The organism is Paenarthrobacter sp. TE4293, from assembly GCF_050435325.1.
In the GTDB taxonomy this organism is placed as follows: domain Bacteria; phylum Actinomycetota; class Actinomycetes; order Actinomycetales; family Micrococcaceae; genus Arthrobacter; species Arthrobacter nitroguajacolicus_C.
This window is the reverse complement of record NZ_JBNJRY010000001.1, coordinates 509,933-529,988: the sequence shown is the minus strand read 5'-3', so window position 1 is coordinate 529,988 and position 20,056 is coordinate 509,933. Positions and strand designations below refer to the sequence as shown.

18 protein-coding genes are annotated in these 20,056 nt (G+C 61.8%); 4 read left to right on the top strand and 14 right to left on the bottom strand.

The window, feature by feature from the left end; genetic code table 11:
* Window positions 1-3: 3 nt before the first annotated feature.
* On the bottom strand, window positions 4-990 hold the full coding sequence (locus QF015_RS02465; RefSeq protein ID WP_429386646.1) for a nitrilase family protein: 987 nt from the start codon (window positions 988-990) through the stop codon (window positions 4-6).
* A gap of 165 nt (window positions 991-1,155) precedes the next feature.
* Here QF015_RS02465 and QF015_RS02460 point away from each other — a divergent pair, with 165 nt between their 5' ends.
* Window positions 1,156-2,073, top strand: a complete 918-nt coding sequence (locus tag QF015_RS02460; RefSeq protein WP_429386644.1) for a LysR family transcriptional regulator — start codon at window positions 1,156-1,158, stop codon at window positions 2,071-2,073.
* Between the two features lie 41 nt (window positions 2,074-2,114).
* Here QF015_RS02460 and eda read toward each other — a convergent pair whose 3' ends face one another.
* The 5 genes from eda to QF015_RS02435 form a co-directional block, all read right to left on the bottom strand.
* Window positions 2,115-2,735 (bottom strand): bifunctional 4-hydroxy-2-oxoglutarate aldolase/2-dehydro-3-deoxy-phosphogluconate aldolase, encoded by a 621-nt coding sequence (gene eda, locus QF015_RS02455; RefSeq protein WP_429386642.1) that lies wholly within the window; start codon window positions 2,733-2,735, stop codon window positions 2,115-2,117.
* Window positions 2,728-4,197 carry a mannitol dehydrogenase family protein gene (locus QF015_RS02450; RefSeq protein ID WP_429386640.1) on the bottom strand — a complete coding sequence of 490 codons (1,470 nt, stop codon included), beginning with the start codon at window positions 4,195-4,197 and terminating at the stop codon, window positions 2,728-2,730. The genes eda and QF015_RS02450 overlap by 8 nt, the downstream gene beginning before the upstream one ends.
* The gene (locus QF015_RS02445) at window positions 4,185-5,111 is read right to left on the bottom strand and encodes a PfkB family carbohydrate kinase (RefSeq protein WP_429387032.1); all 927 of its coding nucleotides are present in this window, start codon (window positions 5,109-5,111) and stop codon (window positions 4,185-4,187) included. The genes QF015_RS02450 and QF015_RS02445 overlap by 13 nt, the downstream gene beginning before the upstream one ends.
* 62 nt (window positions 5,112-5,173) lie before the next feature.
* The gene (gene manD / locus QF015_RS02440) at window positions 5,174-6,385 is read right to left on the bottom strand and encodes a D-mannonate dehydratase ManD (RefSeq protein ID WP_429386638.1); all 1,212 of its coding nucleotides are present in this window, start codon (window positions 6,383-6,385) and stop codon (window positions 5,174-5,176) included.
* A gap of 13 nt (window positions 6,386-6,398) precedes the next feature.
* Window positions 6,399-7,781 carry an MFS transporter gene (locus tag QF015_RS02435; protein WP_429386636.1) on the bottom strand — a complete coding sequence of 461 codons (1,383 nt, stop codon included), beginning with the start codon at window positions 7,779-7,781 and terminating at the stop codon, window positions 6,399-6,401.
* A gap of 151 nt (window positions 7,782-7,932) precedes the next feature.
* Between QF015_RS02435 and QF015_RS02430 the strand changes: the two genes are divergently transcribed.
* Entirely contained in the window at window positions 7,933-8,664 is a 732-nt protein-coding gene (locus QF015_RS02430; RefSeq protein WP_429386634.1) for a GntR family transcriptional regulator, read from the top strand.
* A 423-nt stretch (window positions 8,665-9,087) separates the two neighbouring features.
* Here the strand turns inward: QF015_RS02430 and QF015_RS02425 are convergent, their stop codons facing one another.
* The 3 genes from QF015_RS02425 to QF015_RS02415 form a co-directional block, all read right to left on the bottom strand.
* The gene (locus tag QF015_RS02425; RefSeq protein WP_310205316.1) at window positions 9,088-10,236 is read right to left on the bottom strand and encodes a glutathione-independent formaldehyde dehydrogenase; all 1,149 of its coding nucleotides are present in this window, start codon (window positions 10,234-10,236) and stop codon (window positions 9,088-9,090) included.
* A gap of 363 nt (window positions 10,237-10,599) precedes the next feature.
* Window positions 10,600-11,634 (bottom strand): flagellar motor switch protein FliG, encoded by a 1,035-nt coding sequence (gene fliG, locus QF015_RS02420; RefSeq protein ID WP_310205314.1) that lies wholly within the window; start codon window positions 11,632-11,634, stop codon window positions 10,600-10,602.
* A gap of 134 nt (window positions 11,635-11,768) precedes the next feature.
* On the bottom strand, window positions 11,769-11,948 hold the full coding sequence (locus QF015_RS02415) for a hypothetical protein (protein WP_429386629.1): 180 nt from the start codon (window positions 11,946-11,948) through the stop codon (window positions 11,769-11,771).
* 386 nt (window positions 11,949-12,334) lie between these two features.
* Here QF015_RS02415 and QF015_RS02410 point away from each other — a divergent pair, with 386 nt between their 5' ends.
* Together QF015_RS02410 and QF015_RS02405 are read left to right on the top strand one after the other, a co-directional pair.
* Window positions 12,335-12,469 carry a hypothetical protein gene (locus QF015_RS02410; RefSeq protein ID WP_429386627.1) on the top strand — a complete coding sequence of 45 codons (135 nt, stop codon included), beginning with the start codon at window positions 12,335-12,337 and terminating at the stop codon, window positions 12,467-12,469.
* A 191-nt stretch (window positions 12,470-12,660) separates the two neighbouring features.
* Window positions 12,661-13,617: an EAL domain-containing protein gene (locus QF015_RS02405; RefSeq protein WP_310205674.1), complete on the top strand. Its 957-nt coding sequence runs from the start codon at window positions 12,661-12,663 to the stop codon at window positions 13,615-13,617.
* Window positions 13,618-13,648: 31 nt separating this feature from the next.
* Here QF015_RS02405 and QF015_RS02400 read toward each other — a convergent pair whose 3' ends face one another.
* From QF015_RS02400 to QF015_RS02380, 5 genes are all read right to left on the bottom strand, one after another.
* Window positions 13,649-14,692: a helix-turn-helix domain-containing protein gene (locus QF015_RS02400; RefSeq protein ID WP_429386625.1), complete on the bottom strand. Its 1,044-nt coding sequence runs from the start codon at window positions 14,690-14,692 to the stop codon at window positions 13,649-13,651.
* Window positions 14,693-14,850: 158 nt separating this feature from the next.
* Window positions 14,851-15,960 carry a hypothetical protein gene (locus tag QF015_RS02395; protein ID WP_310205302.1) on the bottom strand — a complete coding sequence of 370 codons (1,110 nt, stop codon included), beginning with the start codon at window positions 15,958-15,960 and terminating at the stop codon, window positions 14,851-14,853.
* A 70-nt stretch (window positions 15,961-16,030) separates the two neighbouring features.
* Entirely contained in the window at window positions 16,031-17,656 is a 1,626-nt protein-coding gene (locus QF015_RS02390) for a PucR family transcriptional regulator (protein ID WP_429386623.1), read from the bottom strand.
* A gap of 281 nt (window positions 17,657-17,937) precedes the next feature.
* Entirely contained in the window at window positions 17,938-19,674 is a 1,737-nt protein-coding gene (locus tag QF015_RS02385) for an FAD-dependent oxidoreductase (RefSeq protein WP_429386621.1), read from the bottom strand.
* A gap of 23 nt (window positions 19,675-19,697) precedes the next feature.
* A complete protein-coding gene (locus QF015_RS02380) occupies window positions 19,698-19,961 on the bottom strand; it encodes a UBP-type zinc finger domain-containing protein (RefSeq protein WP_310205294.1) in 264 nt (87 codons plus the stop codon).
* Window positions 19,962-20,056: the final 95 nt, after the last annotated feature.

The following is a 20,056-nucleotide window of genomic DNA, read 5'->3' as shown; positions in this document are numbered from 1 at the left end:
CCCCTAGCGCATCTTGACAGGGTCCAGGGAGAAACGTGCGGCCCGGGCGTCGAACTCCTGTCCGTCCCGTTGGGTCAGCGCGTCGTACAGCTCCGGCCGGCGTCCCCGAATCCATCGCCTGCCGGTGGACAGGGCAATAAGACCAAGGTCAAGGTCGGCCGTGACGATCGCTTCGTCCGCTTCCCACGTCTCGGCAATGATTGACCCGTAGGGGTCGATGATCATTGCGTTGCCGGTGCGGATCTCGTCATCGTCGCGGCCAACTCCATTGCTGAAGAGGACAAAGAGTCCGTTGTCGTGGGCGCGGGCCGGCAGCCATCGCAGGAGCCATTCGCGGCCGTTGGGTCCGCGGAAAGCTGCTTGGATGGCTGCGGGGTCTGTATCGCGGTTATCCCACAGCGCGGCCGGGATGGGCTTCATTCCGCGTGGGCTCGGGGAATTCGTGCCGCCGGTTTGGTGGGGAGCCAAGAGCACTGACGCGCCCAGGAGTGCAGTCGCGCGAACGTTCTCTACAAGGTTGTTGTCCCAGCAGATCAGGATTCCGATGCTGATGCCCCAAGGGGTGTCGAAGACCGTGTACTGCGAGCCGCTTTCAATGGCCTCGTGTTCGAAAGCATGGAGTTTCCGGTGGGTATGTACGCTCCCGTCAGGGAGGCACACCGTGTAGGAGTTGTAGAGCCGGCCGTCGGCGCTGCACTCGAGATATCCAACGCCGATGCCTATCGCCAGTTTGCGGGCGAGCTGGCGGACGGTGGTAATACTCGTTCCGTTTTCGGGCTCCGCAAGTTCTTTCAAGCGTTCGGGTGTCTGTTTCCGAAGATGCCAGTAGCCGATCAGGCACATCTCCGGGAACACCACCAGTTGTGTGTGGTCGTCGGCTGCCTGGGTGGCAAGCCGCAGGATGGTCTCAAGGTTGAGATCAGGGCGGTCGGGTACAGCTTCGAACTGGACAACTGAGGCGCGAAGAGTGGGCTCGGAATCGGTGTGCATTTGTTCTCCTGGTAGGTGGCAACTCCCATGCTCGTGGCCCATAACCATTCTGTCCAATGAAATATAGATCCTTTTCGATGCCTGCTAGGAATGCAACGTTGAATCGAAGCTATCCACTGCGATCGTATTAACGAATGGATAGTGTGCATTCGATATCGTTGTGGAATGGAAATTCGTCTCTTGCGTTCATTCATCGCGGTCGCCGAAACCAGGAACTTTGGGAGTGCTTCCAAGGTGCTGTCGACGACCCAGTCCGCCCTCACCAAGCAGATCCAGCTGTTGGAGCGGCAGACCAAGAGCACATTGTTCACCCGGGGGCGGCACGGGGCTGCGCTCACCTCGGCAGGGCAGGCGTTGCTGATCGATGCGGTCGACCTGGTGCGCAGGGCAGACGCCCTGGCGCAGCGTATGGACCGAGTAGCCGCAGGTGCCGAAGGCGTACTCAACGTGGGGTTCGGAATGTCGTCGATTGACGTGGCCCCGCGCGCTGTCGCCCTCTTCAGGGCCAGCCACCCCGGGATCGACATCAGGCTTGAGGACATGTCCTCGTCCGCGCAGTTCGACGCCATCCGTGACGGTGCGTTAAGTCTCGGATTTGTTCGTCTTCCGGCCCCACCGGGCATTGCCACACAGGTGATTCGCCGTGATCAGCTGGCGATCGCGGTCCCAACGGGTGAGTTGCCGCCCGAACCTGATCGCAAAGGCCTCCGGGACTGGCTCCAGGACCGTCCGCTGGTTCGCCTCGTTCCGGCACGCGGACCCGGGTTGGCTGCCCAAACTACCGGACTGTTCTCCGATCTTGGAAGCACCCCGAGGGTCCTGTATGAGACCTCCGACCTCTTGACCGTGCTGGCCCTTGTAGCGGCGGGGGCGGGCTCCTCCATCGTTCCTGCGAGTGCTGCCGTGATCGCCCCCGCCGGTGTGCAATTCATTCCGATAGACCTCACCTCGGCGATCTGGAGTATAGGGACCGCGTGGGCCCTCGATAGCCAGGACCCCCTGATTCCCCTTTTCCTTCAGTCCGTCCAAACCCACAGCGACGGGAACACGCAGGCTGCTTCCACCTCAGACCCGCAGGACTGACGCGGTTTTGCCGACTCCGGGTTTTTGGACCCGTGGCGGTTTCAGAGTCCTGCAGCCTCCCGTGCCAGCGCCGTGATCACCGTCCAGTCCTGCCCTTCCACGGCAGGCTTGGGCGTTAGCCAGCTACCTCCCACACATGAAACGTTGGGCAACGCAAGGTATTCAGGCGCTGATGCCATGGTCACGCCACCGGTCGGGCAGAACTGCGCGTGGGGGATAGGTGCTCCCATTGCAGCCAGGTAAGACGGCCCTCCGGCCGGACCCGCCGGGAAGAACTTCATGGCGTTCAGCCCGCTCTCGAGGATCGCCATCACCTCGCCAACGGTGGCGACCCCCGGGAGGATCGGGAGCTCCAATGACAACAAATGCTGCAGCAGCGCAGGTGTTACTCCCGGGCTCACGATGAACCGGGCACCTGCGGCCACCGCTTGGTCGGCTTGTTGTGGGGTGAGGACGGTGCCTGCGCCTACTACGATGTCGGGGACTTCCTCGGCGATCAGCCGCAGGGATTCCAGCGCAGATGTGGTTCGGAGCGTCAGTTCGATGATTCCTATGCCGCCGTCGACCAAGGCCCGGGCGAGCGGAACTGCATGCTTCGGTGTGTCGATGGTGACGACAGGGATAACGGGTGAGACTGCCAGGATGGTGGAGGCGTCAGCCATGGAGGATCTCGTTTCCCAGGCCATGTGGCCCGTTGTGATCAATAACGGCGTACCAGTGCATGAGCAGCTGAACGAAACCAGCGTTGGAGGCCAGGCCTTCGTCAAAAACGCTTCGGCGGGCCAGGAGGGCCGGCACCACGGCGGACGCATCGTGCCCGGCAGGCAGCAGGACCTGAAGCTCGGAAGCCATCGGATCGTCCAGCGCGTCCGGAGGTGTCGTGGCGACGTGATGCATCCACGCCGCGACGGCAAGCGCCGCCCACCGGGGTTCGCGACCGGCGTCGAGGTTGTCTCGAACGGTGCTGAGTAGTCTCAGACCAATTTTCTGTGACCCGTCGCTGCCCACTTTTGCGGTGGTGTGGCCCAGCGCGGGATTCGAAAACCGTTCAAGGACTTGTTTGCAGTAGGTTTCGGCGTCCAACTCGGAGGGCAGGTCGATGGTCGGCAGGACGTCGTCGAACATCAGCCTTTCGCACGCGGTGCGAAAGGAGACGTCGGCTACGGCATCGGCAATCGTTGCCTTGCCGGCTGCCAGTCCCAAGTACGCCAGCATCGAATGGCTCGCGTTGAGCAACCGGAGTTTGGCTGCTTCCCACGCCGCGACGTCGGTACTGAACAGAGCACCTGAGTCTTCCCAGCGTGGCCTACGGCCGGCGAAGTTGTCCTCGATGACCCACTGCATGAAGGGCTCGGCGACCACGGCCCCCTCGTCGCGGAGTCCGAGTTGACGTTCGACGTCGGCAAGGTCGCCCGAGGTGGTGGCGGGGACCATGCGGTCCACCATGGTGTTCGGGAACGTGACGTTGGCATCGATCCAGGCCAGGAGCGGTGATGCTTCCTCGTGGGGCAAAGCGGAGGCGAACGCGCGGACGAGTTTGCCTGTCAGCTCGCCGTTTCCTGGGAGGTTGTCGCAGGAAACGACCGTAAGTGGTCCGGAATCCTGGCGGGCACGTTGCTGGATCCCGCGGGTGATCTGACCAAGGGCGGTCAGCGGAGGATTGCCCGCGAGGTCCGCCTGGACTTGCTCGTCCGCGACGTTAAGGGAGCCGGTGCGGGGATCGATCCTGTAACCCTTTTCGGTGATCGTGAGCGTCACGACCGAAGTAGTGCGGGCCGCGATCCGCTGGACAACGGTTTCGGGGTTGTCCCGCCCGGAAACGGCTTCGACGATGCTCGACATCACGTGGAGCGGCGCGGAATTCCCTCCCCGCTCGGTGACGGTATAGAGCCCGTCCTGTGGAACGAGTTGCCGGACTACGGCGTCGGAGCGTTGCGTGACGCCGACAATTCCCCAGCCGAAGTCACCGGAGGCCAGCATCGCGTTCTCCGTGAAGACAGCGGTATGGGCGCGGGCGAAGGCGCCCAATCCGAGATGCACGATACCCGGCTGGATGGACTCCCTGGGCAGCGGGGCTGCCACGCCGCCTGTGGCTGCCAGCGTTGTATTGCTTAGGCGCTCCATGAAAGGTTCCCTTCAGTGACGCCGGCAGCGTGCGCCTGTGTCTGTTCAAAAGTGGGGATGAACCCGGTGCCGCCCTTTCCACCGACCACAAGGGAGGCGGCAGCGGCACCGTAGCGGGCGGCTTGCGGAAGGCTGTCGCCGAGGACAATCCGGGCCGCGGTGGTTCCAACGAAGGCGTCGCCCGCGCCGGTCTGATCCACTACGAAGGGGGCGGGTATGGCGTTGATCCAGGCCGATATGCCGTCGCCTTCCATTTGTATGCCGTCTGCGCCGCAGGTGACTGCGACGTTCTCCGCACCCATCGCGCGGAGCCTGTCAGCGGCTTCCGCTGCGGAGGAAGCACTGAGAAGTGTTGACGTTTCGCCCGGGAAGGACGGTGTAACCAGGAATGATTGTGGTGCCATTTCGGCAAGCAGGTTGCAGGCTTCTCCAGGTGAGGTCAATCTTGGCCGGAAGTTCGGGTCGAAGACGAAGCGTTTGGTGAGGGACGCCGCGCGGAGAACGGCGGCCTTTGAGGACTTTGAGATTGCGCAGGCGATGCCTCCGGCCAGCACGGCTCCTGCTGAGGAGAACACTGAGGTGTCCACATCCTCCGGCGACAAGGTGGATCCGACGCTTCCTGAGCGGGCGTAGGAGAACTCGCGCTGGCCCAGCGGGTCGGAGTGCACCAGATATACGCCCTGCTGGCCCGGTCGGAACGTCAGAAGGTCTGTCGCTATGCCGAGTTCGGCGATCCTGGCGGCGATCGCCTGACCGAGGTCGTCGTCGGACAGTACTGCGAGCAGGCCTGTCCGGGCGCCGGCAGCCGCGGCCGCTGCAGCTACGTTGAGTGCGTCGCCCGAGATGCCCAGTTGGGCCGGTACCGCGTGTCCGAAGGGGACATCGGTGGCTACCTCGAGCAGGATCTCGCCCATGACGACGATATCGAAGGGCTCGTTGGTGGTGTCTTGTGTTGTGCTGTTCATGATGTGCTCAGTCACCAGTCGTGGATGGAACCGTCAAGCCGGCGGTTGATGGGCAGGTACTTGGGATCGAACGGGTAAGCTGCCGCGGCTTCTTCGTTGAATTCGACGCCGATGCCGGGGGCATCACCGGGGTGCATGTAGCCGTCGCTAAAGGTGTAGGAGGTCGTGAAAACCTCGTTGGCTGGTTCGCGGTGGCCCATGTACTCCTGAATGCCGAAGTTCGGAATGCTCATGTCCACGTGCAGGGCAGCGGCGAAGGAAGCGGGGGAGAGGTCGCCTGCGCCGTGGGAACCTGAACGGACACCGTAGAGATCGGCCAGGGCGAAGATTCTCCTCACATGGGTGATGCCGCCGGCGTGGGAGACCGAGGTCCGGATGTAATCGATCAGACGTTCGGTGATGAGTTGCTGGCAATCCCAGATCGAATTGAAGACCTCTCCAACTGCGATGGGGGTTGTGGTGTGCTGGCGGATCAAGCGGAACGCAGACTGGTCCTCGGCCGGAGTCGGATCTTCGATCCAGAATGGCCGGTACTGCTCCATCGAAGCCCCCAGCCGTCCGGCTTCGATGGGCGTGAGTCGGTGGTGGACGTCGTGCAGGACATGCACGCCGTATCCGAACTGTCCGCGGACATGTGCCATCATTTTCGGAGCGAAGTCCAAATAGGCAGTGGTCTCCCACGCGTCTTCCTGCGGGACGTTGCCGCTGGCAGGCTCGTACAGCTTCCCGTCTACTGGCGCTATTCCGTAGGTCTTGTCCAGGCCTGGGACTGCGGCTTGCGCCCTGATGGCCTTGTATCCCAGGTCCAGATGATGCTGGAAGTCCGCGCTGAGATCATCCAGGGTAGAACCGCTGGCGTGTCCGTAAACCATGACACCTTCACGTGCTGCCCCGCCCAGGAGTTCGTAGACCGGCATGCCGGCCGTTTTGCCCTTGATATCCCACAGCGCGACGTCGATGGCCGCGATCGCGGTCATCGTCACCGGCCCGCGGCGCCAGTAGGCGCCCTTGTAGAAGTATTGCCAGGTGTCCTCGATCCGGCGGGCGTCGCGTCCGATCAGCAGGGGGCAGAGATGTTCGGACAGATAGGACGCGACGGCGAGTTCCCGGCCGTTGAGGGTGGCGTCACCGATGCCGGTAATGCCGTCTTCGGTTTCAATTACGAGTGTCACGTAGTTTCGTCCGGGGGACGAGACAACTACCCGTGCATCGGTGATCTTCACTGATTTCTTCCTTTTACTTCACGGAGTTCGTGCTGTGGTTGGGAGTGTGGTTACTGGAGTCTTGGCCCGTTTCCGTCCACTCGGCGTATTCCTTGCCGCCGAGTTGGCTGGGCGCCGTTTCAGGCAGAAGCGCAAGGCAGATGATGCTGACCAGGATCAGGGCTGAAACGTAGATGGCGACGCCGGTAATGGATCCGCCTCCGGCTACCAGCAGGGCAGTAGCGATGACCGTGAACGGTCCGCTGGCGATCATCGCGCCGAACTGCCAGACGATGGACACTCCGGTGTAGCGTCCGCGCACCGGGAAGAGCTCCGGGTAGAAGGATGCCTGCGGGGCGTACGTTCCTGCGTGTCCGAGGGCAAGGCCCGCGATGAGGATGGCCACGATGGGGACTGTGTCTCCGCTTTCGATAGCGGCAAAGGCGGGCCAGATCAGCACCAGGTTGAGGATGGCGGCTCCCAGGAAGACCTTCTTGCGCCCGATCTTGTCCGTTAGCCATCCCCAGGTCGGGATCATGATGAGCTCGGCGATGATCGCGATGATGATGGCTTCCAGGACGAACCCGGAATCGTTTCCGACATTCTTGGAGTACGCCACGAGGAAGACTGTGTAGAAAGGGAAGACTGCGGCTTCGACGAACTTGGAACCCATGCCAAGGAAGACTTCGCGGCGGTTCTTCCGGAAGACCAGCTTGACGGGCGCCTGCTGGGCTTTCGCGTTCTCCTTCACGGCCTTGAACGTCTCGGATTCGTCCACCCGGAGGCGGATGTAAAGGCCGATGGCCACGACAAGGATGCTCAAGAGGAACGGGATACGCCAGCCCCAGGTGAGGAACTGTTCCTCCGAAAGCTGCGTGGTCAGGAAAGCGAAGAGGGCGGACGGCACGAGGTAGGCGGCAGGCGAGCCCATCTGGACCAGACTGGCGTAAAACCCCCGCTGTTTCGGCGGCGCGGCCTCGGCGGTCAGCAGGACGGCACCGCCCTGCTCGCCACCGACGCCGAATCCTTGAAGAAGGCGGACGAAGACGAGGATGACCGCGGCCCAAAGTCCGATGGTCTCGTAGGTGGGCATGAGACCGATGGCGAAGGTTCCCAGCCCCGTGATGAGCAGGGTCCAGATCAGTGCTTTCTTCCGACCGATCCGGTCACCGATATGGCCCCAGACAATACCGCCGAGCGGGCGGGCAAAGAAGCCTACGGCGTAGGTGGAGAATGCGGCGAGAGTTCCCAGAAGCGGATCGATGTCGGGAAAGAAGATCTTGTTGAAGACCAGCGCCGATGCTGTTCCGTAGATGAAGAAGTCATAGTACTCGGCCATGGTGCCGATGAAGGACGCACCCGCGGTCTTGCGGGCCTTCTTCGCATCATGGGCCAGAGGCGCAATGTTTGCGCTCATCAATTGCTCCTTTGCAGGCGATGAATTCATGGAGTCTTGGTGGGGGATTCCGGTGGCTGGATAGGCCATATACAGGGGTCCAACCTCACAGTGATAACTACCATACAAGCACTACCATTCTAGTTTGTCAACGATGGTTTAGACTTGGAGGGTGGCTACCAAGAAACCTGGGCTTGAGCCGGCTCCCCGGCTGTCAGTCCGTGACCGGACTCTGGATGTATTGCGTCGGCGCATCATTTCCTTGGAACTGCCTCCTGGCGCGCCCCTCTCGGAAAACGAGCTCGCGCAGGAGCTTGGAGTAAGCCGCACCCCGGTCCGGGAGAGCCTGATTCTCCTGCGGGAAGAAGGCCTGATTCAGGTCTTTCCGCAGATCGGTTCGTTCGTCTCCTTGGTCGACCTGGAGCGCGTAGCCCAGGCCCAGTTCATCCGGGAAGCCATCGAGTGTGCCTCACTGGCCGACGTCGTGGCAGGCCCGGACGGAGTCTCCGGACTCCGTGAGATCCTTCAAGCGCAGTGGGACGCCGAGGCTGAAGGGGACATTGATCGGTTCTTCCGCCTGGACGAAGACTTCCACCGCGAACTGCTGCAGCTTGCGGGGCACGGGGCCGCGTGGAACGCCGTCAATTCCGCCAAGGCACATCTGGACAGGGCCCGCCGGCTAAGCCTCATCGATTCCGGACATGTTGCCACACTGATCGGGCAACACACCGCAGTGGTTGATGGCCTCGCCAAGGACGACCACGCCGCAGCGGACTCTTCCCTGCGTCTCCACCTCCGCGGAGTGTTCAAGGACATCGAACGCATCCAGGGCGCGACACCGGAACTCTTCTCCGATGGATCCGCACCGCGTGCATCGCGCCGCAGTGTGGCACGCCTCTCCTGAACCAAGCCGCAGTTTCACCCCGGACTCACCCCTGGTGCGAAAAATCCAGGCGCGACTCCAGCCCGCGCCGGACGCGGCGGGTTTCCCGGCGTCGAGGTCGCGTTTCATCCCATCGCCGACTTCCTGGAGCTTGTCGGCGAGCAGCGCAGCGCTTGGAGTCAAGGGGCGGGCCGGATGGAGCAGCAAACCTCCTTGCTGGGCGAGTCATCCAGGTGCAGGTCGAGGATCTTCACGTTGGGTTCGGCCGGCCTGGATGTGCTGCCAGACAGGCCGGCCCTTCGCCTTCCCTGAGGGGCGCCTCCCATTCCGTGCGAGCAGGTGCCGACGGATCAAGGCGGTAGCCGAGTCACGCAATACTGCGCGCTGCGCGTTGGGTTGCCCTCGAATGCAGCCCGGACCGTCAGCTGGAAAGAGCGGGTTTTCTTAGGCTTTGCCGGGGTGGAGTACTACTTTGGTCCAGCCGTCTTCGCGGTTGTCGAAGTTTTTGTATCCCTCGGGTGCCTGGTCCAGCGGCAGTTCGTGGCTGACGATGAAGGATGGGTTGGCCTTGCCACCGGCGACGAGGTCACGCAGTGCCCTGTTGTATTTTTTGACCGGGCATTGGCCGGAGCCCATGGTTTGTCCCTTGAACCAGTAGTTTCCGTAGTCGAAGGCCACTTTTCCTTCCTTGGCGAGCTCGTCCGGGGCTCCAGGGTCCTGGGGTATGAACACTCCGACGACGCCCAGGCCGCCGACGAATCGTACGGAGTCCACCAACCGGTTCAGGGTCAAATTTGCTTGTTCGTTTCCGTCAGGATCATGGGCTTGATAGCCGACGCATTCACAGCCGCGGTCAGCACCGAACCCCATGGTTTGGTCCTTGACGAATTCCACGGGGTCCACGGCGGAGTCATCCACGGGGATAGCTCCGATTTGCCCGGCCAGCTTGAGGCGGTCGCTATGGCGATCCACTACCATCACTTTTCCGGCGCCCTTGATGATGGCGGAGTAGGCGGCCATGAGTCCCACCGGCCCTGCACCATAAATCACGACTGAGTCCCCGGGGTAAACCCCTGCCAGCTCGGTTGCATGCCACCCGGTGGGGAAAATGTCAGCGAGCATGACGTAGTCGAGCTCTTTCTCCTCGGCGTCCTCGCCCAGGCGCAAGCAGTTGAAGTCGCCGTAGGGCACGCGCAGGTATTCCGCCTGTCCGCCCTGGTATGGGCCCATGTCAGCGAAACCGTACGCCGCACCGGCCAGCTTGGGTTCGGGCTGCATGGTCAGGCAGTAGTTGGTGAAGCCCCGCTCACAGTTTTTGCAATATCCGCAGGCGACGTTGAACGGCAGCACGACTCGTTCGCCCACCTTTACTTTGCTGACTGCCGGTCCCACTTCGACCACTTCGCCGAGGTTCTCGTGCCCGAAGGTACGCCCGGTCTCGAAGCTGGTCCGGCCCTCATACATGTGCAGATCCGAACCGCAGATATTGGCTGAGGTGATCCGCACCAGTACGTCGGCAGGGTGCTCGATTTTCGCGTCGGGTACGTCCTGGACGCTGACGTTGTTCGGTCCTTGATACGTTACTGCCTTCACTTTTCCGCTCTTTCTGCATGCACCCCCGAAAGGTGGCCACGTAACCGGATTTGGGACGCCGGAAGCCAGTGCGCGCACCGGAAGGGGGGGGCACAGTCAACGCCCGGGTACGGGCAATTCAGCTATGGGGAGCTTGTGGATGATGAGTCGGCCTGCAAGCCCCTCGCGGGGGTGGGCGGCCATGAGTTTTCAGACGGCAGGCTGTCCGGCTAACCCCAGGCCGGCCGCTCTGTGCACGAACGAGAAACAACTCGAGCCTTAATACTAAGCACACTGATTAAGGGTGTCGAGGGCTTGCCCAAAATAGATGCGGACGGGGTCGTTCGAACGTGTCTCATGGGCCAGGGTGCTGGGCGAAGCGGATCAGTCGACGAGGTCGTCGTCATCGGCGCGCCTAATGACCATGCTTCCGGCGGCAGTTTCTTCGCGGAGCGAACGAATGATGTGGGCCTGCGCCTCTTCCACTTGTGATGCCCGAACCGGCCCGGCGTTGGCCATTTCAAATGCCAGGATTTCCTTGTTTCTGTCAGAGATATTGCTGCGGACCGTTTCGATCACCACGCCTGATGCACCTTTGAGCGCGATACCCAGTATCCCGGGACTGACGCCTCGGAGGAGCCGCTGGATGTCGCGCCGTTCGAGCCTGACTATGTCCTTGAATGTCAGCATCTGTGCACGTACGTCGCCAGCGAGTTCAGCGTCAAGGACATCCAATCCTTCCAAAACCGTGCGCTCCGTTGCGCTATCGGCCCGGGTGATGATGTCCACGAGCGGTTGGATGCCACCGACGTTTTCCGTGGGCCTGCTATGTGAAGCGGCCGACCCTGCACGATGCTTCAGCACGTCGGCGACTATGGTGACTACCTCCGGTGCCACTGGACCCGTGGTCGCGATGCAGCGGGCTACCTCGCTGGCCTGCGCGCTATCGATCCCGGCCAGAACCGCCGATGCCTTGCTGGGCCGTAGGTGCGTGAGGACCATGGCCATCGTTTGCGGGAGCTCTCCGTCAATCAGCGCCAGAATCTGTTCCGAGGGCATGGCCTCCAGGAAATCGAAGGACTTTCCGGCCATCGACGAGGCAACCCTGTCCATCAATCCAGCGGCTTTGTCGGCGCCAAAGGATGCCTCCAAAAGACCCGCCGCGAAGCTTCGGCCGCCGCGGGCGGTGCGTCGGCCTCTGGCTACATAATCATGGAACTCGCTGATGACGGAATCCGCCACCGAGGATGAGACCCTGCGAAGCCGCACGATCTCGGCTGCGATCTCCTGTGCCTCTGACTCAGAAAACTGAGCCATAAGGGAGGCTGCGCTGCTGGGCGGGATCTGCATGAGAACCACGGCAACTTTCTGAGTGCCACTCAGGCCCGGGCCGTCTGCAGTACGTTCTTCAATGGGCACGCAAGACTCCTGTCAACGAGCGATAGGGCGCCAAGGCAGACCCGCGCAAAGAGCACTAACAATGTGCCCCCACAGAAGGATCATGCCAAGCCCCACGAGACGCGTCGATTCCGGCCGGGAGCGGGTCGGTGAATTCACTTCCATATGGCACGGACAATCATGGTCGCGTCGATTGCGACATGCCGTCCCGTATGCCCCGCATCCAGGGCGCACATTTCCTCGCGTCCGTGCTGATCAGACCAGGCGGGGCACCCGACGGCACTAAAAGCCAACAGTTCCAGCGGGAGGTTCTGGCCCACTCGAAGTTCACTCATGATGTCCTTTGCTCGGTTCGGGAATCCTCGGTGGGCCCCACGCCCGGCCGGGCGAGGGGAGTGGTTCTGCGCCCCGGAGGTGGCCGGAGGTCATCAGCGTATAGCCCGCCAAAGCGCAAAAAGTCCTTCTCTGCCAAGGCCAACAATCTCCCGATTCGATGGGACGTGCCGATGAAATCCACGTTCCGGGCGGCCTGTTGTCAGGAATGGTCCAGAACGGCGACCGGTCTGTACGGTCCAGCACGCAGAGTATCCTGCACGAATTGAGAGGTCTGGGATCAAAGGATGCACACATTGGACTGACTGTCGCCCGACTCCCGGCGGCATCAACCGTAGGATTTGAAAACGATCGGGCAGGTGCCGCCGCCACAGGGAAAGGAGGGCCCATGATCACCGACAGCACCATCCTGACGTCTCCACGCGTGGCCTGCCAGCCCCGCTTGGTCCTGCGCCTGGTTGGCACGGAGAGGCTGGTTGGGAAGCCCTTCGTTCCGGTCCGTCATCTCGGGCTCCAGCGGTGAAAGGCTTCATCCAGGGTCGAAAAAGTCTGACGAGTCGATGGTTGCTACCCATACTGTTCGTCCAGTTGGTATCGGCGTTGTCAGTAGTCCTGCCGCTCCTTTTTGGTCTTGATCCGTGGGGCGGCCTGGAGGCGCCTACCGGAGTGAGCACCCTTATCCCGCTTGTACTCCTCCCGGTTGCTGTTCACGGCATGGGGCAACTCCTAAGGCAGCGGCACGGAGATCCAGCTGCAGCGTCACGTACCTCCGGACGCATGGGCCCGACCCGATGCCCGACCTGTGCTCGGCTGTGGACCACAGACCATACGAACCAGGACATCACCGCCCGCCTTGATTGGCTGCTTGCGACGCGGACATTGATCACAGCGTTCCAGCCGATCCGTGATTTGGGAACCGGCGGGATTGTCGGCGCCGAAGCACTCACACGCTTCACAGACTCTCCCTACATCCCTCCAGATCAATGGTTCGCGGACGCGGAGTCAATCGGGCGCGGCCTTGAACTCGAATTCCTTGCGCTGGAAACGGCACTGGAAGCTGCAGCGCGTCTTCCTGCCCACGTATACGTCGCCGTCAATCTTTCGCCGTCGGCATGCCTTGACCTGAGGCTTAGCGACATTGTGAGGAATTCAGCTCCAGGACCCGGGCGTATCGTCGTAGAGCTAACCGAGCGGTCTCCTGTAGCTGACTATGCCCGTCTCGCGGCAGCACTCGCCCCACTGAGAAGTGCTGGGCTACGCCTGGCCATTGATGACGTCGGAGCCGGGTTCTCTTCCATGCGTCACATCCTGAGGCTCGGTCCGGAAATCATCAAACTTGACCGGACGATCGTGGAAGGAATTGATGGCAACGCCAGCCAGAAGGCGCTATGCACAGCGATGCTCAGCTTCGCTTCACACATCGGGGCAGGGCTGGTCGCCGAGGGAATCGAAACCCGTTCGGAATTGGCCACGTTGGCTGAGCTGGGAGTCACGACAGGCCAAGGCTACCTCTTGGGACGACCATCCGTGCTTCCGGCGGAATGGTCCCGTGCGTGGCGGAGGGACCCGTCGCCAAAAAGTGGAACTGACGATCGTCACTGGTCCAAGGCCAATTCTGCGGAGCAGGGCTACCCGTCCCCGACCTCGATGACAGAAAACACGGTTCCGTGACTCGCCGCCGGGCGGGCTTCGGTCGGGACGTTCACAACTCCGTGAGTCGTCTTAGCCCGGCGGTTCGAACCTGCAGGAGTTCCGGGTTCTCCTGGGCATCCCTCAGCGAGAGGCCAATGAGTTCACTAAAAGCCCGCCGCATGGCTGAGAGGCTTGTGAATCCGCTGGCGCCCGCAATGTCCGTCAGGGATCGTCTCCAGGTGTTGGCCTCGGCGAGGAGATCAATGGCTTCCAAGGTACGCAGTGCACGGATAAGTCCGCTGACCTGAAGCCTTTCATCGTCGAAAAGGTAGTAGAGGGCCCGGCGTGAAAGAAACGAGTAAGCCACGACCTCGTCAACAGTGAGCGCAGGATTTCTAAAGTTCCTGCGTATGAATTTCCTGACCGATGCGATGCGTGCCAGCTTGAGATCATCAGGATCGGCCGGGGCGTCCAGTAAGGAGCTGACCAGGGCCATCATCATGGACCGGACGACCGGTTGAAGATGCTGGATCTCCTGCGCAATGACCGTCCGCTGCCAGCCGGACAAGGCAGGAAGAATCAGCCCACGCAAGATGGGATTTTCCCTGATGTCAGCCAGCCCTTTCAGCCGTTTCATTGCTTTTTCGTCCAATGCCAGCAGGTCCCGATCGAAATGGACCCGCACGGCGCTGAATCCAGCTGCTGCGTGGAAGTTGCCTGGCAGCGAAAGATCAAAGAACCTGACTGTTCCAGGAGAAACGGACTCCGAGCGGCCCGAGAAGCTGAACTTGTCACATGCAGTCCTGAAGTATATGAGCCAGTCGCTGGGTCTCGTCTCTCCGTTCCAGAAGCAATTGGCGGGTTCGTTCGTGACGTCGACAAGGCTGAAGCCGGGGCCGTCGAGGCTCAGTGCGGTTGGACTGAAGCCTGGTCGCACCAGTTTGTCGGCTTTTTCCAACCGAACCGGGGCATCGATAGCACTGCCGTACCAGCTCCGCCAGTGTTCGAACTTTTCCTCGGGAGTGAGCCCGAGCGGTACCGCGTAGCGTCTTATCTGGTCATGCTGTGACACGTCCGGACTGCCAGCCGGGTTGTCGCGAATTGTGGTTTCCATGGGCATGGGACTTTCTGGCTGGAACTGGATTCAATGTGCCGCGTCCCTGCGACAGAGAGTCATCGTGTTGTTGGGGTGGTTGACCGACGTTAAATACTACCCGCGGCCGATCGGCAGACGGACCGCTGGTGGAGTTGGACGGCTCCGGCGTGACGGGATCATTCGCCATCCTCGCCCGACTGGCGACGATGGCGTTCCCGTTGACCGTAAGCGGCCCGAAGAATGTCATCCTTTGACTCGAACCCCGAGCCCAACGCACCACCCATAAGCGCCGCAGAGGTTGTCATCCACGCGATTTCGGCAAAGTCCCAAACAGTTACCGGATGTTGCAGGGTCACTGCAAGCAGGGCGGTGTCGATGGTGAATGCTGCGGCCAGCAGCACTGCGACGAACAGCAGGAGGTAGCTGATCACGACGCCAATCGCCAGAGACCACACGGTAGAGATGTTGTACAAGGATGCCTTGTACCGTTCAAGGGAATCGTCGCGTTTGGATCCTTCCCATAAATCGTGCTGGGCGATGATCCAGAACACCATTGAACTGATGGAAAGTGCCATCAATAAGGTCAGCCTCATAGCCCCGAGGAGGTCCGCGAGCTGCCAGATGGTATTCGTGACAAGCGCGAAGGCACCAGTGGCGATCGCGGCGGCCATTGCGCTTCTGAGCCCGAAGACGAGCCGCCAAGGGCGGTTCGCCCGCAACATGCCCGCCAGCAACCGACCCCGGCCGAGGCGGGTTGCTGAAACGTAGCGGAACCCGATGGGCCCCTGGCCGGGAACAGTGACCTCAATATGCCTGGATGTGTGGAATGAGGGCGGCCCGAATTCCACGGCCTCACCCTCGGGATCAAAAGGGCGCTGCATCGCCCAGCTAAGATCGACGACGGCGGTGCGGACCCGGCGGTCGATGTTGACGGCACCGAGTGCGGGCAAGGAAACAAGGGAAATTTGCTCTCCAAGCGCAACTTCCGCGACCACGGTCCGGCCCTCCAGACGAATCGGAAGGTCGGTCAGGCAGACCATGACATCCCATGCCCGTCGGTCTCGGTGCCTACCCAAGGACGCCAGCATGGGCGCCAACCCATTGCCGGCCGTGAAATCCTGGTACTCGATGACCACGGACCAAGTGTGACGCTCATCGGCTAGGTTGAGCAGGGCGCCTACTTCGCGCCCATTGCGCTCGGCAAACTCGGCGGTCACCTCCGGTTCGGCGAGCACGCCCAGCACACGTGCGATTTTGGGGTTCTCATCACCCGAAAGATCCGGCACGTCTTGCCTCCCTTGGATCAGTGTCTGTACCAGTCAACTGCGTGTCACCGTCCCGCGGGCCAGGATATGGCTAGGGGACGCGAGATGGGGCGCCGTGCGGACGCAGGCGCCATGCTCGCGTCGCGACATGCAGGTTCAGGCGGGTCTCGGGATCGGTGAGGTCGAATCCAGTGACCTGCCGGATGGAATTCAACCGATAGCGCAGAGTGCTTCGGTGGATGGCCAGACTTTCGGCCGTCCTGTCATAGTTGCCGCCGTGGTCCAGATACTGGGCCAGGGTTTGAAGGAGGTCCGACCCTCGGCTGTCGTCGGTGCGTTGAAGCGCGCCGAGCCATTCGTCAACGTACTCGCTGAGATGCTGCCCGCTGCCGGCTGTGTCAAGGATGCGGTAGATCCCCAGTTGATCAAAGCTGGTGACTCCATAGCGCTCGATTGAACCGTTCCGAATGTGCAGTGCGTGCAAGGCCTCAGAGAAGGAGCGCGGAATCTGGGCGATATCCAGGCTTGGACCTCCGATGCCCACGGATCCTGTGGTACTGCCCAGGGATTTGGCGATGAGGGAAAAGACCTCGGCACCCACGGGGTTTCCGCGTACCACTGCAATGGCCATGTCGGAGCGCCGGGAAACGAGCGAGGGTAGTTGCAGCTCCAAAAAGGCCCGGCGCAAAGCGACCACGACTGTATCGTCATTTCCCGGCGGTTGCCACTCGGCTACGATCACGTGGTGCGGGCCACTGATGTCATATCCCAGTGCCGCGGTACGAACACCGGCGGTCGCGCCATCCATCCCCGACACGAGTTCGTCCACCAGGTCGCGCCCCAGCCTTAGTTCGAGCCGGGCCAAACCTCTGCGATGCAGCAGCTCCACTTCCAGGAGCCGCGCTGCGTGCTTAAGGGCGAAGACGTTGGCTGCTGTGACCGGCTTGTCAGTTTCCATCATGCAGATAGCTCCCAGCACCTCGCTGTGCGAAACGGCAAGGGCAACGAGTCTTCGCGGTTCACGGACTGGGGAGCCGGAGGCAAGCCAGAGTTGCGCAGTGCGCGTCCTGGCCTTGGCGCCAAGTTTGTTGTACGGCCGCGTCAACCCGGTCCCAGCCTCCGCGCTGATCTTCCCGAACGCGTCCTCAACACATATGGGCCGCCCCGTCAGCCGTGAAAGGACCTCCGCCAGGAGTGCCTCCCTGGTGTCACTTTCCCCAAGGTCGCGGGTCGCACCTTGGTCCAAGGCATCCCGGATGCTGTCGTGTTCTTCCAGCTCAAGGAGTCGCGACGAAAGGGACAGGAGATGCTGGTGCAGGGCATCTTGGCCGCGTGCCTGGCCCGTTGCGTCATCCCGGGGTTCGCCTCGGGAAACCGTTGCATGAGTTGTTGCGGTTGTCCCCGCAACTGTTCGTAGCTGTGTCAGTTGCGGGACCTCTGGAGCAGCGGGGGCGGACAACACCAAGCATCCGTTCAGTTCGCCCTCGCATTCCGTGAACAGCGCGTAACGCCACTCTGGCCATTCGCATGGTAAAACGGCGTCCTTGCCGTGGAGGCGCCGGATGTCGTGATCCTGCGGCAGCGTCGCGCGTGAGGCTATGGGGTACAACTGGCCATTCACCGCGACGTAACGGTCCTTGACCTCACAGAACGACAACTCCGATACCGCCTGTGCGGCAGTGTTGAGGAATTCTTCTGCCGCACGTCGATCGATCATTGTGATCCTCGTGTCTGTCCGGAACCCGTGTCTGTCCGGAGGGAGGTTTGGCGTGGACACCTTCCTGGACAGACGGGAATAACCGGCTCTTTGCGGTGGGGTATCAAAACCCGGGGAGAGCCCGGGATGCGGTGCGTCCTTTCTTGCCTGCCCGGCCCGTGTTGCTGCTCGATGCCGCACGGGCTCGATCGGCATTCCACCACCAAACTACGCCCGTATGCCGCCGTTGTTAAGCTGTTGTCGTTGGTGTGCGGATTGGCGTCTTCGCTGGTGTCTCACTGTCAATTATTCCGTGGCGCTCCGGACGGTCCGTAGTGGAGGAGGCGCAAGTGCTCGTGGACCATTGCGACTGCTGTTGAGCCTTCCCCGGCAGCAGCTGTTACACGCTTAACTGATCCATGTCGAACATCCCCGACCGCAAACATCCCGGGGAGGCTGGTTTCAAGGGGCAGCCGTCTGCGCCCAAGATGGCTGAACTCCGGAGGAAACTCCTGGAGATCGGACCCCGTCAGTACGAAGCCCTGGTCATCCAGCGCCAACGTACCCTGCAGCCATTCTGTGTGTGGCGTGGCGCCGATGAAAATGAAGAGGTAGCGGGAGTCAAAAGTGCGCTGTTCACCTGAGGCTCGCAGATCGACGACGACCTGTTCCAGCGCGCCTGAACCGGCTACACCCACGATGGTGGCTTCCAGCAATACCCTGATGGCGGGTTGCTCTTCGATCCGTTCTGCGAGGTATCTCGACATGTCCGCGCGGAGGTGTGCCCCACGCACCACCAGTCGTACTGCTGCACCGGCGCCCGCCAGGAAAAGAGCGGCTTGCCCGGCGGAGTTCCCGCCGCCGACGACCGTCACCGGTTGCGCTCCGCAGAGCCTGGCTTCATGAACTGTGGCGGCGTAGAAGACACTGTTTCCCTCCATCTCCTCCAACCCAGGGATCGGCAGCCTGCGGTATCGGACTCCGGTTGCCAGCAGGGCCGCCCGCGAGACGGCCGGGCCGCTGCCGGTAAACTCGGCGCAGAACTCACCGTCCCTCAACCTGATGGAGCGTGCACCACAGGCGACGTTGATCTGGACCCCAAACTTGCGGGCCTGAAGGATCGCCCTTTCTGTGAGTTCTCCGCCGGAGATGCCGGCAGGGAAGCCGAGAAAATTCTCGATCCGCGGCGACGTACCTGCCTGCCCACCCAACCCCACGCCTTCTTTAAGGACGACGGATAATCCGTCCGATGCTGCATAGACCGCGGCAGCCAGACCGGCCGGGCCAGCCCCGATCACCATGAGATCGTAGGGGGCCGAATGTTCTTTGACAGCTCGCAAGCCCATGGCCAGGGCCAAGTCTGCATTGGACGGATTCCTGAGGACTTGCGAAGCATTCAGTACCACTGCGGGCAGGTCACCGGCCAGGACACCGGCCATGTCCAGGATGGCCCCCGCTTGGCCGTCATTCTCCAGATCAACCAGCCGGTGCGGCAGGCGATTGGAGGCCGAGAACTCCAGGATGCGAAGAGTGTCGCTACTGAAGCGGGAGCCAAAGATCCGGATCCCTACGCCGGCACCTATCAGCAGGATCCGGCGCTGAAGATATGCGCGCAGGATGGTCTCGCCCACCGCGGCGTCAGTCAGAACCACGCGGCGCAAATCATCCCCGCTGATCTGGAGCACCTCAGAAGCTTCGGAGGTCACACTGCTGACAAAGGCCGGTTGCCCCTCGACCAGGCCCAGTTCCCCGAGGAAGCGCCCCGGACCGTGGACCTCGAGAATTTTGGTACCCGGGCCCAGCTCCGCTGGTCGTCTGCCATGGACGTCCGGCAGCCCCTCTACCACCATGACGGTTCCCCGCAGTATGACGAAGAAGTCACCGCCGAGTTCGCCCTCCTGCGTGAGGATTTCTCCTGCGGTTGTTGCCCTTATGTTTCCGACACGGTCCAGTAATTCGATCTGGGCTTGGCTCAACCGCGGATAGGCGCCGGAGACATCCGGGGTTTCAACGGGCGCAGGGTCTGAAAATGGCTGCATGAGCTGTGTGCACCATCGTTTTCTTAGACGAACGCCTCATGGGGATAGCACCAACGCCAGTTTTCGCCGGGCTCCAAGGAAAGAACGATCGGATGCAACTCGGTGGCGTGAGCTCGGGCGTGCCGCATCGGTGAGGAATCACAACACCCGACATGGCCGCAGGACAGACACAACCTCAAGTGAACCCAGGGAGTACCCAGTGCCAGACATTCCTCGCAGCCTTGCGGTGTGCGAACCCGAACGGGGCGAATCTGGGCCAGGTGCGGGTCAGGAATTCGTGTAGTCATGTCGGCTCCTATGATGGTTCGTCCATGGAGCCGACCCGGCCGTGACAGCCAACAATGATTTTACGTTGGCACTGACCAATGATGGTGTGGATACC

Coding starts and splice junctions, on each gene's coding strand:
- QF015_RS02465 (WP_429386646.1), bottom strand. CDS start 990: ATGCACACCGATTCCGAGCCCACTCTTCGCGCCTCAGTTGTCCAGTTC.
- QF015_RS02460 (WP_429386644.1), top strand. CDS start 1,156: ATGGAAATTCGTCTCTTGCGTTCATTCATCGCGGTCGCCGAAACCAGG.
- eda (WP_429386642.1), bottom strand. CDS start 2,735: ATGGCTGACGCCTCCACCATCCTGGCAGTCTCACCCGTTATCCCTGTC.
- QF015_RS02450 (WP_429386640.1), bottom strand. CDS start 4,197: ATGGAGCGCCTAAGCAATACAACGCTGGCAGCCACAGGCGGCGTGGCA.
- QF015_RS02445 (WP_429387032.1), bottom strand. CDS start 5,111: ATGGGCGAGATCCTGCTCGAGGTAGCCACCGATGTCCCCTTCGGACAC.
- QF015_RS02435 (WP_429386636.1), bottom strand. CDS start 7,781: ATGAGCGCAAACATTGCGCCTCTGGCCCATGATGCGAAGAAGGCCCGC.
- QF015_RS02415 (WP_429386629.1), bottom strand. CDS start 11,948: ATGAGTGAACTTCGAGTGGGCCAGAACCTCCCGCTGGAACTGTTGGCT.
- QF015_RS02410 (WP_429386627.1), top strand. CDS start 12,335: ATGATCACCGACAGCACCATCCTGACGTCTCCACGCGTGGCCTGCCAG.
- QF015_RS02405 (WP_310205674.1), top strand. CDS start 12,661: ATGGGGCAACTCCTAAGGCAGCGGCACGGAGATCCAGCTGCAGCGTCA.
- QF015_RS02400 (WP_429386625.1), bottom strand. CDS start 14,692: ATGGAAACCACAATTCGCGACAACCCGGCTGGCAGTCCGGACGTGTCA.
- QF015_RS02390 (WP_429386623.1), bottom strand. CDS start 17,656: ATGATCGATCGACGTGCGGCAGAAGAATTCCTCAACACTGCCGCACAG.
- QF015_RS02385 (WP_429386621.1), bottom strand. CDS start 19,674: ATGCAGCCATTTTCAGACCCTGCGCCCGTTGAAACCCCGGATGTCTCC.
- QF015_RS02380 (WP_310205294.1), bottom strand. CDS start 19,961: ATGACTACACGAATTCCTGACCCGCACCTGGCCCAGATTCGCCCCGTT.